The organism is Pseudoalteromonas galatheae (assembly GCF_005886105.2).
In the GTDB taxonomy this organism is placed as follows: domain Bacteria; phylum Pseudomonadota; class Gammaproteobacteria; order Enterobacterales; family Alteromonadaceae; genus Pseudoalteromonas; species Pseudoalteromonas galatheae.
On record NZ_PNCO02000003.1, the window covers coordinates 16,891 to 33,643 of the forward strand.

Consider the following 16,753-nt stretch of genomic DNA (forward strand, 5'->3'; position numbering starts at 1 on the left):
AGTGAAAAACTTTTGTGAGGCTAGAAATAAAAGTAGAGCATAGCGCGGACTTTCAACTTCGGCGCTATGCTCCCTTAAATGTTGTTGGGTTAATTAAGCATTTGTCTCAATACATACTGCAAAATGCCGCCATGTTGGTAGTACTCCCACTCTTTGGGGGTATCGATCCTGATATCCGCCGAAAACTTGACTTCTTTGCCATCCGCATTAGTTGCAGTGACTATTACTTCGGTTGATGTATCGTATATTCCTTCAATTTCGAACTCTTCTTCACCTGTTAATTCTAGTTCCTCGTGGCCATCACCTGATTTAAACTGCAGTGGTAGTACCCCCATACCGATGAGGTTAGAACGGTGAATTCGTTCATAGCTTTTAGCAAGTACAGCTTTAATACCAAGTAGTAAAGACCCTTTAGCAGCCCAATCCCGTGATGAACCTGTACCGTATTCACTACCAGCGAGCACTACGAGTGGCGTATTACGCTGTTGGTACTGCTCCGCAGCATCGAAAATACTCATAAGTTCGCCCTCGGGTAATAGGCGGGTAATACCACCTTCGGTACCTGGAGCCAATTGATTGCGTAAGCGTACATTTGCGAATGTACCCCGCATCATAACTTCGTGGTTACCACGACGCGAACCATAAGAATTAAAGTCAGCTTGCTTTACTCCTTGTGCTTGCAAATACTCCCCTGCTGGTGCCGAGGCTTTAATATTACCTGCTGGAGAAATGTGGTCAGTCGTTACAGAGTCGCCTAATTTGGCGAGGCAGCGTGCGCCTTTGATACTGGGGATCCCAGGTGGCTCTTTACTCATATCATCAAAGAAAGGGGCTTTTCGAATATAAGTGGAGCTATCTTGCCAATCATAGCGCTCGCTCTGATTTACCGCGATTTGTTGCCAATGTTGGTCGCCTTGGTAAACGTCAGCATAGTTCTTCTCAAACATGGCTTGTGTGACAGTCTGAGATACAAGTTCACTGACTTCAGAGACCGATGGCCATATGTCTTTTAAGAATACATCCTGTCCATGATCGGTTTGGCACAGTGGCTCATTATAGACATCGATATCAGTGCGACCTGCAAGTGCATAGGCAACGACAAGTGGCGGCGACGCAAGGAAGTTCATTTTTACATCTTGGTGGATCCGCCCCTCAAAGTTACGGTTTCCTGATAAAATGGAACTGACGACTAGCTGGTGTTTAACGATGGCTTCGTTAATTTCTTTTGGTAAAGGGCCTGAGTTGCCGATACAAGTCGTACAACCATAGCCGACTAAGTCAAAGCCGAGTTCAGCAAGCGGTTCTAAAAGGTCAGCTTGCTCTAGGTAATCGGTAACTACTTTTGAGCCTGGAGCCAATGAGGTTTTCACCCAAGGCTTAGGTTTCAAACCAAGCGCCTTTGCTTTTTGTGCCACAAGACCCGCGGCAAGAATAACACTTGGGTTAGAAGTGTTTGTGCAACTTGTGATAGCGGCAATAACACAGGCACCATCGACTAATTCAAACTCTTGCTCTTTAAATTTAACCTTACCAACGCCAAGTGTTGCGGGCTCATTTTGAGCAACCCGAGAAGTTCCGCCTTCACCAACAGTGCGAGCTTCATCTTGATCTGACACGGCATTTTTTTCACTGCGTTCATGCTGGAATTCACCTAAATGGGCTTGAATTGTTTTGCCTGCGTCATTGAGAGGAATTCTATCTTGTGGGCGCTTTGGACCTGCAAGGCTCGGAACCACTGTCGCTAAGTCTAGTGTCAGTACGTCGGTGTAAAGTGGTTCATCACCGGGTTCTCGCCACATACCTTGATGCTTAGCATAACCTTCTATCAGTGCAATTTTTTCTTCATCACGATTAGTTAATCGCAGATATTCCAGGGTTTCGTTATCAATGGGGAAAATACCGCAGGTTGCCCCATATTCAGGAGCCATATTGGCGATGGTAGCACGATCAGCAAGTGGTAAGTCTGCTAAACCATCACCAAAGAATTCGACAAACTTACCCACTACGCCATGTTCACGTAGCATTTGTGTCACGGTGAGTACCAAGTCTGTTGCGGTTGTACCTTCAGGCAACTGCCCTTCAAGTTTAAAACCAACGACCTGAGGAATGAGCAGTGAAATTGGCTGACCAAGCATAGCGGCTTCGGCCTCAATGCCACCTACGCCCCAACCCAAAATACCAAGGCCATTGATCATTGTTGTATGAGAGTCAGTTCCTACTAATGTATCAGGGTAAGCGAATGGCATACCGTCGATTTCTTTTTCAAATACCACACGTGCTAAATACTCTAGGTTGACTTGGTGCACGATCCCAGTTGCGGGTGGCACCACTTTTAGATTGTCAAACGCGCCTTGCCCCCAGCGCAAAAACTCATAGCGCTCTTTATTGCGTTGGTACTCTAACTTAGCATTAAGATCAAAGGCACCATCGTGGCCATATTCGTCTACTTGTACTGAGTGGTCTATGACCATTTCAGCGGGTGATAAGGGGTTGATTTTGTTTGGATCTCCGCCGAGTTTAGCCATAGCATCACGCATTGCTGCAAGATCCACGATGGCCGGTACGCCTGTAAAGTCTTGCATCACAACGCGCGCAGGCGTAAAAGCAACTTCTTTACTGGGTTTATCTTCCGGTTTCCAGTTGAGTAAGGCATCGATGTCTTGAGCAGTCACGTTTTTGCCATCTTCATGACGCAGTAAATTCTCTAATAAAATTTTAAGCGAAAACGGTAATCTTCTTGCTCTGTCGCTTAAAGCTGGAAGTGAGTGAATATGGACCTGACGTTCGCCGACGGTAAGCTGAGTCAGGGTGTTATATGAGTTATTCATGCTTGACCCTTTCCTTATACCAACTGCACTTAAGGTTTGCTCTATGTTAATAGGGAAGTAGAGCATCAAATTAAGCGAATTGGTTTGGTTCTAAAAATGCAAAACATGGTGCATAGAATGTACCAGTTGCAGATTTGCTGCTTTTTTATACTTCTTATAGTCCTAGTGTTGATTGAGTACTTTTTCAAGGGGGAAGTGCACTTTAGCGGGGTATCAGTGCACTAAAAAGGTGAGCCTTTTTGTTATTAAGTGTGTCAGCGTGTGGAATTATCAGCCAAAGGAAATGGGCTTTCGACCTGTATTTTTGTCTACTTGTGTGTAAGATTTTCCTGACTTTTGTCGTTTTTTCTTACTTGATTTTGGTGCCGTTTCGGCGCGTGGTGTGGCTACCGCACGGGGTTGTGGCGTTGCATCAGGTGCTAAGGTTAAATGAAATTCATCACCATCAAAATGCAGAATATCGCCTGAATAAATCTTTTTACGCTTTTGCGTACATATTTCATCGTTGACTGCTACATAACCTTCAGTGATCAGTAACTTAGCATGTCCACCAGTTTCTGCTAAGTCCAGTACTTTCAAAAGGTTACATAATTCTATTGGCTCTTCTTCAAGCTCAATTTCAATAAACCCATCTTGCATTTAATTAACCTCAACATGCCGTATTTACTTAACACGGCCAGTGCCTCATTGTCTTATACGACAGTATATAAAATTACTGCGATGAATGACGAAACTTTTTCGTTAAATCTGAGGTCTTTAACATTACTGAAGCATTTGGTGTGTATCTTGCACGCCGACCACGCGATTTGTTTTTATCAGTATTATATGGAGGCAACGATGGGTATTCGCACAGCATTAAGAAAAGAGCTTATGAACGTAGATAAGACTGATCTAATGACCGCGGATGATGTACGTCACTATGTCAATGAGTCTCTTACGCAAGCCAAGGATAAGCTTTCGGTCATCTCTCGATTCAATGAGCATCATAGTCAGGTGCAAGCGGGACTGCCAAGTCAGGAACAGCACCTACGTCATCAACAGCATCGATTGTTTAAAGATATTCTCTATCCTAAATCATCTGTTCAAAATTGGCTATCTAGGTGTTAATCTAAGGTATTAATAAGACTGAGGTTGAAATGCACTACCTAGATTAGGTGCATTTCAAACCGAGGCATAACACCAAGGATGACAATGCAACGTATCTTCGCAATGGCCGCTTTACTATTGAGTGGTTGTAGCATCCAAACTCTACATATTTTTGAGTCTGGTCTTGATGACAGTACCAGAGCGGATCTAGTTAAAGCTTTAGAAGAGCGAGATATTCATTATCGTTTTACAGAGCTTCCCGTACCTCAACAATATGAAGATGCACGCTTGAATATTCCACCGATGACTTCAGGTGACAAGTGGCATAGGGAGATTGAATATGTGGTTAGAGAGATTGGTTTTGATTCGCTGACAATCTCTGAATTTAATATGCAAAGGCATCGCTATACTCCAAATAATGCAGGATTGTATTTGGTGCAAAACAGAGCTGTTCAAGCATTGCCAGATCTATTATTTGCCCACCAATGCAAAGACGATTCTATCCAATTGCAGCTGAAATCTAGTGGTCATTGGCAGCAAGTTGGCACTGAGTATCGGGGGCGTTGGACTTATAAAAGTAAATATCTCACGCTCACGTGGCGTGAGAAGCCCGAACAACATCCTTACCAGCAAGTGTATTCCGAGCGAGAACATATAGTACAGACACTGCACGGGCCGAAGCCTGCAAAAACATTTACCCGGCAGCAGCTTTTCGATGGACCTGTGCCAGTATTTAACTGTGACTTACAAGTGATCTTTGCTGAGTGAGTTAATGGCTCGCTGGGCTCGTGAGACTTGCTGCAGGCCAAGCTTCACCTGTTGCATGGCGGGAAGAAATGGAGCAGGAACTGTGTTCGAGCTCTGAATCACAGGGTATTCATGAAGTAAATTAGCATACATGGACTGAGTACTCGGTTTCAGCAAGAAATCAATAAATAGCTCGGCATTGTGTGCATTGGGTGAGTGCTTTGCTATAGCAACTGTCGTGGTAGAAATAGGCGTTTTTCCCGAGTGCATTTTCAGAAAGTGGATTTCTAGCTGTTCGGCAAGGGCCTTGTCGCGCTTATTTTCGGAGTGCTGCATCATGCTCCAGTAGTAGTGATTTGCCAACGCGAATTCGCATTGGCCTTGTGCAAGCGCTCGCAGTTGATCTCTATCTCCTCCAACAGGGCGCTTTGCTAATAGCGCATTGGCTTGGCTGAGCCATGCGGAGTCATTGTTATGTGAAGAAGCATAGAGGCTCGATGCTAACGTCAAGTTATAACTATGAGACCACTGGCGAATGCAAAATTTACCCTTATAAAGTGCTTTATCTAAATCTGAAAAGTGTTCTGGCAAGGGGGTAGAAACGCCTTTTTTACGGAATAATGCGCGTGTCCTTATAGAAACGCTGATCCAACGCTTATCATCATCCTTGAGTTCATGATTTACTGCTTGCCAATTTGTGATCTTGTCGATAGGCCGCAGTAGTGTTTTGTAATCATGCAACTGAATAAGATCGGAGGTGAGTAACACATCGGCCTTTGAGTGGGCACCATCGCTTTTGAGACGCTCAAGCAGTTGTGCTGATTTACCATTTACTAGGTTTACGGTGATCCCAGTCTCCTTTTCAAATGCCTTAAGGACAGGTTGAATTAATTCATATTTTCTAAATGAATAGACGTTTACTTGCGAGGTGTGGGGCTGCTTCGCAACCGCTTGACCAAAATGTACCCAAAAGAGCAAAAAAAGGAAAAGTTTACTTTTATTCATTGCAAATAAGAATTATTATCGAATGGGTGTAGCATACAATGTTCAATGAAGATGTCCAGACTTAAACGACGTATTTTTACAAGCGCCAGGCTCACTAAAGCTCGAGTGCTTTTTAAGCGCGCTTTCCCTGCATTATGGCTATTATTATTATTTGCTACATTAATTTATGTCGGGGTGATAGTGAATGTTTACTATCAAAATCAGTCCGATAGTAAAAGGGCACAAGAATTAACACGCTTAGAATACTTGTTAGATGGTAAGTTGCAGCACGTTGCCCACCTACTGTATTCGATAGATGCCTACCTTAACACCCACCAAGATGCTGACTTTTACGAGATAGCACAATCACAGCTTACCACGGCGAACTTAGGGTTGAGTATGGAGACATACGCGGCGGTTTCACCAGATCAATTCTCTATTTTAGAAAAAGTGCAGCGAGAAAGGGGTTATTTTGACTTTAAAGTCAGACGCGAAGTAGAGGAACAGGCTGAACAGTGGTTGGTGGTTACCCGCGCTGCACCTGTGTCTGAAGTTGGCCAAACGGTTGGGCAAGCGCGTGTACTCGCACAAGATATTTTTGCAGAGCGAGATGAGAATGACCTAACAACTTATGTCTGGCCAGATAGACAAAAACTCAGTGTCTTGATAGAGCAGCCTCGACTTGGAGAGCTTAAGACGTTATTAGGGTTAAGCTTCGAGCTGCCAATGTTGCTAGATTCATTATTTGGGCAACTCTACCAACAGCGCAAGCAACACATATTGGTCTCTTCAAAAAATGAAATTATTTATAGCTCCGATTGGCAGAAACGTTTTGACCTTAATAGCTTAACGCCAAGTGCGGTACACACCATTAATTTTTATGGTTTGTCTATTACTATGCAGTTGTATGATGAGGCGTGTTTACATCCAAGTTGGTTAAATAATCATAGTGTGCTGATTGTACTCTTTTTAGCTATTTTGGCTGCATGTATTTTATTGGTGTGGCTCCAGCTAAGACAACTGAAAAACCGGAATGAAACTGTCAATAGTTTAGTGATTGAAAGAACCAAAAGCCTCGAGGTGTCGAACCACAGATTACAAATTGAATCTAATAAGCGATTGGGGGCTTTGCAGCAACAGGTCGCTGCAGAGCGTAAATATAAAAGTTTGTTTTTTAATAGTCATGAAGGTTTGTTTGTACTAAATCGTCATGGCCATATTATTGACTCTAACCCTGCATTCAATCAGTTGCTTTTTGCTGGGCGCATTCCTTCGCCTGATACGAACTTTGCTGTGCTTATGCAAGATCCTGAATGTCATGAGCAGTGGAACCAGATTGTTGCTATGAAGCGAGCTCACCAAGAAATGGAGTGGCTGGCAAAGGCTGAGTCTGGGGAGCACATCTGGCTTAGACACTCTGGGAATTGGTTGCATCAACCAGATAGTTGCCTATACGAGGGGAGAGTGACGGACATAACTCAGGCGAAACTATTCCAAGAACAATTACACTATAAAGCGCAACATGACAGCTTGACCGATCTGCTAAATCGCCAAAGTTTTGTGCCTTTGGTTGATAAGCTCCGTGAGCGTAGAAACGCCAAATTTACCCTGCTGTATATAGATTTAGACCGCTTTAAACTCATAAACGATACTTTGGGCCATCAATCAGGCGATAAGCTACTTATCGAGTTTGCAACGCGAATGCGCACGCTGCTTAGTAGCTTTGCAGATATTGCTCGACTTGGTGGAGATGAATTCGCCGTCCTTATTTACGATGAACATCTACCTCAACCAATAGAGGGAGTATTAGAAGATATTCTTGCGCGGATCCGAGCACCATTTTTGTATCAGGGCAATAGTCATTCTGTGAGCGGTAGTGTCGGTGTACGTCACTTTACCGTTCCTTGTCTAAATTACGATGCTGAGAAACTACTACATGATGCTGATATTGCTATGTATGAGGCGAAGAAGCGAGGCAAGAATACCTACCATGTATTCACTAATGCAATCGCTTGTGAAGCTGGTCGAAAAATCCAGATTGAGCAAGCACTTCAAGCAATGGTAATGTCACGTGAATTAAATCTGAACTTGCAACCCGTCTATTGTCAGCAAGGGCAGAATCTAAAAGGATTTGAAGCTCTGTTACGTTGGAATAGCCCAACGCTTGGAGAAGTGAGTCCCGCGGAATTTATTCCTATTGCAGAACAATGTGCGAAGATTTCGGAGCTTGGTCGTTGGGTGTTTGATCAGGCGCTAAGTTTTATGAATGAAGTAGGGGACAGTATGCTTTTTATAGCTGTCAATGTTTCTCCACTGCAGCTCCAATCGCCTGAGTTTGCTGCTTGGTTAATGTCTCGTTGTAAAGATGAGGGAATTGCGATGGAACAGATCAAGCTTGAACTTACGGAGTCCGCTATGATGGCAGAGGAAAATATGCTTATTGGGCCGCTTGAGCAGCTACATCAAGCGGGATTTGGTATTTATATTGATGACTTTGGTACCGGCTATAGCAGCCTTGCACGACTAAATCATCTTCCAGTGGATGGCGTTAAAATAGATAGGGCATTTATGTCAGGTATTGAACAGGGCGGTAAGGCGACGCAACTGATCGAAGCGATTTGTGCCATTGCGAACAGCTTTAACCTTGTAGTGACAGCCGAAGGTATTGAAACGGCAGCACAGCTTGATGCGTTATCAAGGCTTTATTGTCATCAAACTCAAGGCTATTTTATGTCAAAGCCGCTCGGTGTTGCGAATGCTAAACGTTTGGCTCGAGGTAAGGCTGAAGTTCATCAATTATTTGGTTAGCTTACAGTCGCCCAGTTTATAGGCTTAAAGAGAATAAAAAATGATGCTTAGCTTTGTTGAGCTACGTTAAACTTAAGGTTCATTTTGAGTGCCAAAAATTATTTTAAAATAATCTATTGACCTAAAGTCGGGTTGAGGTTTTAACCTAAGCTTATCAACTTAAGGAGCTAGTCATGGATTTAAAAGTAAAAATTAATCAATATCTTGAAAGTTTGAATTTGCAATGTTCAGAGGGGCTTGCGCTTGTTACTGAGCTGCAACAAAAGCATCAATCTCATTTTTCTTTTTCTAGTATCAATGCCATGTACGGAGAGCGCTTACTCCTTGATGAACAGCCGCTTTTTGAGCGTTTGGTAAGTGGCAAGCAAGGTGGATATTGCTTTGAGCACAATAAGGTAGCATTTCTTGCACTACAACAGCTTGGTTTCAATGTAAGGCCTGTGTTGGGAAGAGTCATGTTGAATGGTAGTTTAACCAACCCTCGTTCTCACCGCATCACACTATTAGAGCTAGATGGTGAGCAATATCTTGTAGATGTTGGCTTTGGTGTGAAATCTCCTCGGGCACCAATTAACATCAATCAGGCCTTAACTATCCAGGGTCAGCAGACTTATCAGGTACAAAAAACAGCAGACACAGTCAAAGTGACTTTGTTAGAGGAGGGAGAAGCACCGCTCACTCTTTATCATGTCGACCTTGCTGAGGTGTTCGAATCCGATTGTGAAGTGGCACACTTTTATTCCCATCAACACCCTGAAGCAGCGTTTGTGAATAACCTAGTGGTTTCTCGAATTACAGATTGCCATCGCTATTTGCTGCGCAATCAGAGCTATTTTGAATGGCATGAATGCGATGGCAGCGTTACTGAAACAGCAGTAGAGAGCTTTTCCCAGCTGGAGCAGCTCGTAAAGGAGGTATTTTTGCTTGAAATACCAAGAGCGGTTTTAAAAAGCGTATACGATAAAGTTCTAACTCGCGCAGCCAACAAACCAGTCGAACGTTAGTTCGACTGGTCTTACGTGAACTAGCTTAAGCTATTAAAACCGTCTCGTTTAGTCTTCCAACCTAGAAACTACAAAATAGGGGTTAAGATACTCGGCTTTTTGATTGTAGCGCAGAGGCTCGCCATTCACTTGGCTGACCTTTGCCCCTGCGATACTTGCCACTGCGTGTCCGGCTCCGGTGTCCCACTCTGAAGTCGGGCCAAGGCGAGGATAAACATCGGCTTTACTTTCTGCCACTAAACATAACTTGAGTGAGCTACCTTTAGGCACCATGTCGACTTGCTCGAAACGGGTAAGGTACTCAGCTAAATCTGGTGAAGGGTGTGAGCGCGAGCCGACCACCTTAATTAATCCTTGATTGGGCTTTGTTGTGACTTTTAGTTCTATGCGAGCTTCACCCGTTTGCTTGAACGCGCCAATACTTTTTTCTGCAAGGTAGCTCTCATTTAGTGCTGGAGCATGAACAACACCGAGAATAGGTTCGCCGTTATTGATAAGTGCAATATTTACTGTAAATTCGCCATTTTTCTTGATGAATTCCTTGGTGCCGTCAATGGGATCAACCAGCCAATATTCTTGCCATTGTTGGCGTTCTTGCCAATCTATTCCCGCGCTTTCTTCACTTAATATCGGCATTTCGGGAGTGAGGGTTTTAAGGCCTGCAACAATAATTTTATGTGCAGCGAGATCTGCCTCAGTGACGGGACTTTCATCTTCTTTATACTCAACATTAAAGTCCTTGGCATAAATCTCCATAATCGCTTCACCAGCGCGAATACTTAGATTTAATACTTCTTCCAGCAGATCCGTATGATTCATGACTTACCCTATTAAATTTTTTGACAGTAGATAGTGTATTAGCTGCTGGACAGATTCTTCCAGCGACTGCTCGGAAGTATTTAAACATATTTCTGGACTAATTGGGGGCTCATACGCCGAATCTATGCCAGTAAAATGTTTTATTTCTCCAGCACGCGCTTTTTTATACAAGCCTTTAGGGTCTCGCTGCTCGCAAACAGCAAGCGGCGTATCTAGATATACTTCAATAAACTCGCCGCTTGCGACTAAGTTACGCACCATGTCTCGCTCTGCTTGAAAAGGAGAGATAAACGCGGTGAGTACCATGAGTCCCGCATCGACCATGAGCTTGCTGAGTTCACCCACTCGACGAATGTTTTCGACGCGGTCCTCATCGCTGAACCCTAAGTCTTTACACAGTCCGTGCCTGACATTATCCCCATCAAGGAGGTAGGTATGTATGCCTCTTGCTTGCAATGCATGCTCAAGTGCATTGGCCACGGTGCTTTTACCTGAGCCTGAAAAGCCTGTAAACCACAGCACGCAAGGCTTATGACCTTTTAATTCGCTACGTTTTGTTTTATCTACGGCATAGTTATGCCAAACAATATTTTCGTCCATACTTTGCTCTATGAAAATGGAAAGACAAGTGGAATAACAGTCAGTACCGTCGCTGAATAAATCAATGATAAGGGCAGTCCCATGGTGACGTAATCACGAATTCGATAGTTGCCTGCGCTATACACCATGAGGTTAGTTTGATAGCCAAAAGGTGAGATAAAGCTCGCGGATGCGCCAAAGGCTACCGCCATTACAAATGGCAGTGGGTTTACACCAAAACCACTTGCTAGCGCATAAGCCACCGGGAATGAAAGTGCTGCCGCGGCATTGTTAGTGATGAGCTCGGTAAATATCACGGTCATCACAAAAATGGCGATAAATGCACCGTAAGGACCAAAATCCCCTAACAACCACAATAAGCTTGAAGAAATCTCGGCTGCCAGTCCGGTTTCAATCATTAACTTAGCTAGTCCTATCGCACTGCCAACAATAGCGACAAGCTCGATAGGAAAGCGGCGTTTCATCTCTGGGACTTTAATTGTGCCGAGCACCACAAGGGCGGCGAGTAACACAATCAACCCTTTTACCAGCGGCACAACCCCAAAGATACTAAGGCCAACCACTGTCGCAAAACTCGCAAGTACCGTGTTGGACTTATTGCGAGATAGATGTGTTTGTAAATCTAGGCCCGAGATATACACAAATTCGCGTTTGAGATTGGGGAGTGCATAAAAATCGCTGCTTGGGGCAAGTATTAAAGAGTCGCCTGCTTGTAATTCGACCTGACCGATCCCACCTTGTAGGCGGTCATGACCACGACGTATTGCAATAATAGCGGCATGAAACTGCTCCCTAAAGCGGATCTCTTTAATGGTTTTGCCAAGAAAGCGCGAAGACTGACTGACGACCACTTCCACCAAGTGCTCAACATCTTTCTCGTGTTTATCATGGACTATCTTTAATCCATCGAAACGCTGTAACAGTGGCACTGAATTGATGTCACCCACAAATAGCAGAACATCACCAGCAAGAATTTCTTGTTGTGGCGTAACGGCGCAGATCCGTCGTTCACCACGAATGATTTCAGCAAGAAATAAGTCTTTGAGGTCGCGCAGGCCGTTTTCTTCAACCGTGCGGCCAACTAGCTTCGAGCTTGGCTCAACTTTCCCTTCTAAATAAAACGGCACGACCTCATCATTATTTTTGCCGTTGTCGGGCAAATATTTGAGCATAATCGTGATGGTCAATAAACCAACACTCAGGACGGCGAGACCTACTAAGGTAAAGTCAAAAAAACCCAGCGGCGCCATCCCAGCTTCTACGGCAAAGCCATTAACAATAAGATTGGTAGAAGTACCTATCAGCGTTAACGTACCACCTAAAATAGCAGTATAAGAAAGCGGCAATAGCAGCTTAGAAGGCGCGTGTGTTTTGCTCTCTTTAACGGTGGTGATCAGCGAAGCAACCACCGCCGTGTTATTGGTAAAAGAAGACAAAAAGGCGGTGGATAAACCCAATTTAATCACCGCTTTTGCGAGACTACCTTGCGCCATTGAGTGAGCGAGTTTTTTGACTAAGGTTGTTTTTTCAATCGCAATAGAAACTAGGATAAGTAGTACAAGCGTGATTAAAGACGGATTCGCATAATTCACCAGCATCGATTCAAGATCGATGAGGCCAGTCAAATAACTGGTGGCGATTGCGCCTGTGAATAGCCATGCAGCGTTAATGCGTGTGGCAAAAAGACACACGACTAACGCTAGCATAATGCCTGTTAAAATGACTTGTTCCATAATGACGTCATACCTCGACTAACAGGCTAAATTGCATTATTTTAACTTCGAAATATCAAGCGCTTGCCAATGAGGGAAGTGCTTGCGAACTAATGCATTAAACTCAATCTCAAATTCACTAAACTGACTTGAGGACGTTGCTGTTGCTGCTTGAACCGTTTCCACCATACCTGCACCTATGGTTAGGTTAGATAGGCGATCAATTAGGATAAACGAGCCGGTTTCACGATTATTTAAATACTCATCCGCAACGACATTTTCTGTCAGCTCGATGGTTACGATAGCAATTTCATTTAATGACAATGAATCGGCTTGGCCATGCTCAAGTGTATTCACATCGATAGTGTGCTCGATATTTTTCACGATTGCCGCAGTTTTCTTGCTACCCAATTTAAGGTTATAACTTTTACCTAACTGCAGTGGTGTTTCGTGCATCCATACCAGCTTAGCCGTGATCTGGTTCGTCACCTGAGCAGTGGACTCAGCAGGCACAATCACATCACCACGACTCACATCGACTTCGTCTGCTAATGTGATAGTGAATGCTTGCCCGGTTTCCACTTGGGTTAGATTGCCATCAAAAGTCACGAGTTCTTTGATGGTTGAAGTCTTACCTGATGGCAATACTTTAACCGCTTGGCCAACGCTTAAGCTACCAGAGGTTAATGTGCCTTGGAAACCACGAAAATCTAGGTTAGGACGCACTACATATTGCACCGGGAATCGCGCTTCAAAACCATGATTAGGCTCTGCTGCAGGAGAATCTTCCAGCAGTTCCAGCAATGGTTTGTCTTGATAATAAGGTGTTTTTTCTGAGCGGTTTACAACATTGTCGCCTTTAAGTGCTGACATTGGCACAAAGCGAATATCTCGTACGTTCAGTTGCTCAGCAAACTTCAAATAATCAGCTTTTATGCGCTCAAATACGGCTTCATCAAAGTCGACAATATCCATCTTGTTTATCGCGACAACGAACTGTCTGATACCCAGTGAATCACAGATAAAGCTATGGCGTTTAGTCTGAACTTGTACACCATAACGGGCATCGACAAGGATAATCGCCAAATCGCTGGTCGAAGCACCTGTTACCATATTACGTGTGTATTGCTCGTGTCCCGGCGTATCGGCAATAATAAATTTACGCTTCGCAGTTGAGAAATAGCGGTAAGCCACATCAATAGTAATACCTTGCTCACGCTCCGCTTGTAAGCCATCAACAAGTAACGCTAAATCTAGATCTTCACCCGCATTGCCGACTTTTTCATTGTCTTTGTGTAGCGCAGCTAACTGGTCTTCATAGATTTGATGACTATCGTGCAGTAAACGGCCGATCAGCGTTGATTTACCGTCATCTACGCTGCCGCAGGTCATCATGCGCAACAAGCTCTTGTCTTGCTGACGTGCTAAGTAGGTTTCAATGCCTAATTCTTTCACTTCATTTGCTGTTGACATTAGAAATACCCCTCGCGCTTTTTCTTCTCCATTGATCCTGATGAGTCATGATCAATCACTCGACCTTCACGTTCTGACGACGTAGATAACAACATTTCTTCGATAATTCCGGTAAGCGTATCAGCCTCTGATTCAACTGCCCCCGTTAGTGGGTAACAGCCAAGCGTTCTGAAGCGTACAGATTTCATTTCAGGCACTTCACCTTCAGCAAGCGGCATACGGTCATCATCGACCATGATTAACGTTCCGTTACGCTCGACAACTGGTCTTGGCTTAGAGAGGTAAAGTGGCACTATTTCAATGTTTTCTTGGTAGATATATTGCCAAATGTCGAGTTCAGTCCAGTTTGATAATGGGAAAACACGAATGCTTTCACCAGGGTTCACTTGACCGTTATACGTATTCCATAACTCCGGACGCTGGTTTTTAGGATCCCAGCGATGGTGTTTATCTCTAAATGAATAAACCCGTTCTTTTGCACGAGATTTTTCCTCATCACGGCGTGCACCACCAAAGGCCGCATCAAAGCCATATTGATCTAGCGCTTGCTTCAGGCCTTGTGTTTTCATGATATCGGTATGCTTAGATGAACCATGAACAAATGGACTGATGTTCATCTCTAGTCCTTCTGGATTTTTGTGCACAAGCAATTCAAATCCGTACTCTTTTGCTAATCTATCGCGAAACTCGATCATTTCTCTAAATTTCCAATTGGTATCAACATGGAGTAGAGGAAAAGGGATCTTCGCAGGGTAGAAAGCCTTACGAGCAAGATGAAGCAGTACCGACGAGTCTTTACCAATCGAGTACAGCATTACCGGGTTTTCAAACTCTGCGGCAACCTCTCGGATGATCTTTATGCTCTCAGCTTCGAGTTGCTGGAGATGGGTTAAAGCCATGATTAATGTCCTACTTATAAATTTAACTATCTTGTACTTTAATTACGCCACTTGCGTAATGGGTTGAGCAAAGCTACTGATTTGATTGTTCTTATTAAACCAAGCTAATTGCTCATGTAATGCTGCTACTTCACCAATAATCAATAGTGCTGGTGACTGAATATCATGCGTAGTAATGGTCTGTGCAAGTTGATCTAATTGTGTTCTTACGACACGTTGAGATTTGCGCGTGCCATTCTCAACAATTGCTACAGGTGTATTCGGCGAGCGACCATGTTCGAGTAGTTGCGCCTGAATATGCGGCGATTTAATCACTCCCATGTATACAGCAAGCGTTTGATTCGCCTTAGCTAAGCCTTCCCAGTCGAGTTCTTGTCCATCTTGCTTGCAATGCCCTGTCACAAATTGAATAGCTTGAGCATGATCTCTATGAGTTAATGGAATACCAGCGTACGCGCTACACCCTGCAGCAGCCGTAATACCCGGAACAATTTGATATTTCACGTTATTTTCGGCCAATACTTGGACTTCTTCGCCACCGCGACCGTAAATAAATGGGTCGCCGCCTTTTATTCTACAAACCTTTTTACCTTGTTTGGCTAAATCAACCAAAATCTTGTTGGTGTGTTCTTGCTTAACACTATGATTACCGGCTTTTTTTCCTACGCAGATTAAATCAGCGTCACGGCGCACAAGCTCCATGATTTCGTCAGATACCAGGTAGTCATAAACCACAACATCGGCTTGCTGCATTAGTTGTAATGCCTTAAGTGTCAGTAGCTCTGGGTCGCCAGGACCTGCACCGACGACATAAACCTCGCCTTCAGGGGAGGGGGTGTGTTTCAGCATGACTTCAAGCTGAATTTGTGCATTTTCATTGTTACCAGCTTGTACTTCACTTACCACATTTGAATCAAAGACGGATTCCCAAAACTGACGGCGGTCAGCAAAGTGTTTAAAACGCGCTTTCACTTTATGTCTGAATTGACCGACAAGCGTTGCCAGCGGACCAATATGCTGTGGAATAAGGGTTTCTAACTTTTCTCGTAATCGTCTTGCAAGGACGGGCGCAGTTCCAGCACTGGATATGGCAATCGTTATAGGGTTTCTATCCACGATTGAAGGGAAAATAAAATTGCACTTTGGTTGGTCGTCGACCACGTTAACGAAAAGGTTGCGAGCTTCAGCAAGCTCTGCCACCTCTGCATTTACTGCTTCAATATCCGTTGCCGCAACGACTAACATAGCATTGTTTAAGTCTGATGCATCAAACGGCTTATGTCGAAGTGCAACGCTTGAATCCGCAGCTAGTGATAAAAGCTCAGCGCAAAACTCAGGTGAAACCAAAGTGACTGCTGCGTTGGCTTTTAAAAAGGCGCGGCACTTTCTCAGCGCAACCTCACCACCACCTACAATTAATACAGGTTTATTTTCTAGTTTGGTAAAAATTGGCAAGTATTGCACGATAACCTCTGCTAAACATCACGACGGTTAATATCAATATTGATTGATATTAGTAATAGGGCGCAGCATATAGAGTTGCAAATGTGGGAAAAAATAATTTAAACCGACTCCATATAACCAAAAGTTATAAAAAAAGTGGTTAAACCTTGGTTTCTTTTTATTTCATATAGTTAGCCAGTATTTTACCGTGATTTTATGATTATAGTGTTTGGTTATGAGATATTCATTTTATGAACAATAGAAGAAACAGCGTCCGAGAGGTAATTGTATGCGGACATTTGTCCTATTGTTGGTGTTGCTGTATGCATTTAACTAGGCTTATTACATAG

Annotated in this window: 13 protein-coding genes; 4 read left to right on the top strand and 9 right to left on the bottom strand. The window is 43.8% G+C overall.

Features of this window, described 5'->3' with window-relative positions:
• Positions 1 to 89 precede the first annotated feature (89 nt).
• Positions 90 to 2,828 carry an aconitate hydratase AcnA gene (gene acnA / locus CWC29_RS23360; protein ID WP_138523016.1) on the bottom strand — a complete coding sequence of 913 codons (2,739 nt, stop codon included), beginning with the start codon at positions 2,826 to 2,828 and terminating at the stop codon, positions 90 to 92.
• 270 nt (positions 2,829 to 3,098) lie between these two features.
• On the bottom strand, positions 3,099 to 3,467 hold the full coding sequence (locus CWC29_RS23365; protein ID WP_138523018.1) for an RNA-binding S4 domain-containing protein: 369 nt from the start codon (positions 3,465 to 3,467) through the stop codon (positions 3,099 to 3,101).
• 198 nt (positions 3,468 to 3,665) lie between these two features.
• Here CWC29_RS23365 and CWC29_RS23370 point away from each other — a divergent pair, with 198 nt between their 5' ends.
• Together CWC29_RS23370 and CWC29_RS23375 are read left to right on the top strand one after the other, a co-directional pair.
• On the top strand, positions 3,666 to 3,935 hold the full coding sequence (locus tag CWC29_RS23370; RefSeq protein WP_128725830.1) for a hypothetical protein: 270 nt from the start codon (positions 3,666 to 3,668) through the stop codon (positions 3,933 to 3,935).
• Positions 3,936 to 4,019: 84 nt separating this feature from the next.
• Entirely contained in the window at positions 4,020 to 4,682 is a 663-nt protein-coding gene (locus CWC29_RS23375; RefSeq protein WP_128725829.1) for a hypothetical protein, read from the top strand.
• Here the strand turns inward: CWC29_RS23375 and CWC29_RS23380 are convergent.
• Positions 4,659 to 5,666, bottom strand: a complete 1,008-nt coding sequence (locus CWC29_RS23380; RefSeq protein ID WP_128725828.1) for an extracellular solute-binding protein — start codon at positions 5,664 to 5,666, stop codon at positions 4,659 to 4,661. The two genes, CWC29_RS23375 and CWC29_RS23380, sit on opposite strands and share 24 nt — an antisense overlap.
• A 180-nt stretch (positions 5,667 to 5,846) precedes the next feature.
• On the opposite strand from CWC29_RS23380, the gene CWC29_RS24190 reads away from it, so the two are divergent.
• Complete coding sequence (locus CWC29_RS24190) at positions 5,847 to 8,453, top strand: putative bifunctional diguanylate cyclase/phosphodiesterase (protein ID WP_328820821.1); 2,607 nt, start codon at positions 5,847 to 5,849, stop codon at positions 8,451 to 8,453.
• A 173-nt stretch (positions 8,454 to 8,626) separates the two neighbouring features.
• Entirely contained in the window at positions 8,627 to 9,457 is an 831-nt protein-coding gene (locus tag CWC29_RS23390; RefSeq protein WP_128725826.1) for an arylamine N-acetyltransferase family protein, read from the top strand.
• Positions 9,458 to 9,505: 48 nt separating this feature from the next.
• Here the strand turns inward: CWC29_RS23390 and cysQ are convergent, their stop codons facing one another.
• From cysQ to cysG, 6 genes are read right to left on the bottom strand one after another with little or no spacing between them, the layout of a single operon-like run.
• Complete coding sequence (cysQ, locus tag CWC29_RS23395) at positions 9,506 to 10,276, bottom strand: 3'(2'),5'-bisphosphate nucleotidase CysQ (protein ID WP_010376240.1); 771 nt, start codon at positions 10,274 to 10,276, stop codon at positions 9,506 to 9,508.
• Positions 10,277 to 10,279: 3 nt separating this feature from the next.
• Complete coding sequence (gene cysC, locus CWC29_RS23400) at positions 10,280 to 10,876, bottom strand: adenylyl-sulfate kinase (RefSeq protein ID WP_128725825.1); 597 nt, start codon at positions 10,874 to 10,876, stop codon at positions 10,280 to 10,282.
• A gap of 8 nt (positions 10,877 to 10,884) precedes the next feature.
• A complete protein-coding gene (locus CWC29_RS23405; RefSeq protein ID WP_193554556.1) occupies positions 10,885 to 12,612 on the bottom strand; it encodes an SLC13 family permease in 1,728 nt (575 codons plus the stop codon).
• 33 nt (positions 12,613 to 12,645) lie between these two features.
• The gene (gene cysN / locus CWC29_RS23410) at positions 12,646 to 14,061 is read right to left on the bottom strand and encodes a sulfate adenylyltransferase subunit CysN (protein ID WP_128725823.1); all 1,416 of its coding nucleotides are present in this window, start codon (positions 14,059 to 14,061) and stop codon (positions 12,646 to 12,648) included.
• Entirely contained in the window at positions 14,061 to 14,960 is a 900-nt protein-coding gene (gene cysD / locus CWC29_RS23415) for a sulfate adenylyltransferase subunit CysD (protein ID WP_128725822.1), read from the bottom strand. The genes cysN and cysD overlap by 1 nt, the downstream gene beginning before the upstream one ends.
• Before the next feature lie 42 nt (positions 14,961 to 15,002).
• Positions 15,003 to 16,424, bottom strand: a complete 1,422-nt coding sequence (gene cysG / locus CWC29_RS23420) for a siroheme synthase CysG (RefSeq protein WP_128725821.1) — start codon at positions 16,422 to 16,424, stop codon at positions 15,003 to 15,005.
• Positions 16,425 to 16,753 lie beyond the last annotated feature (329 nt).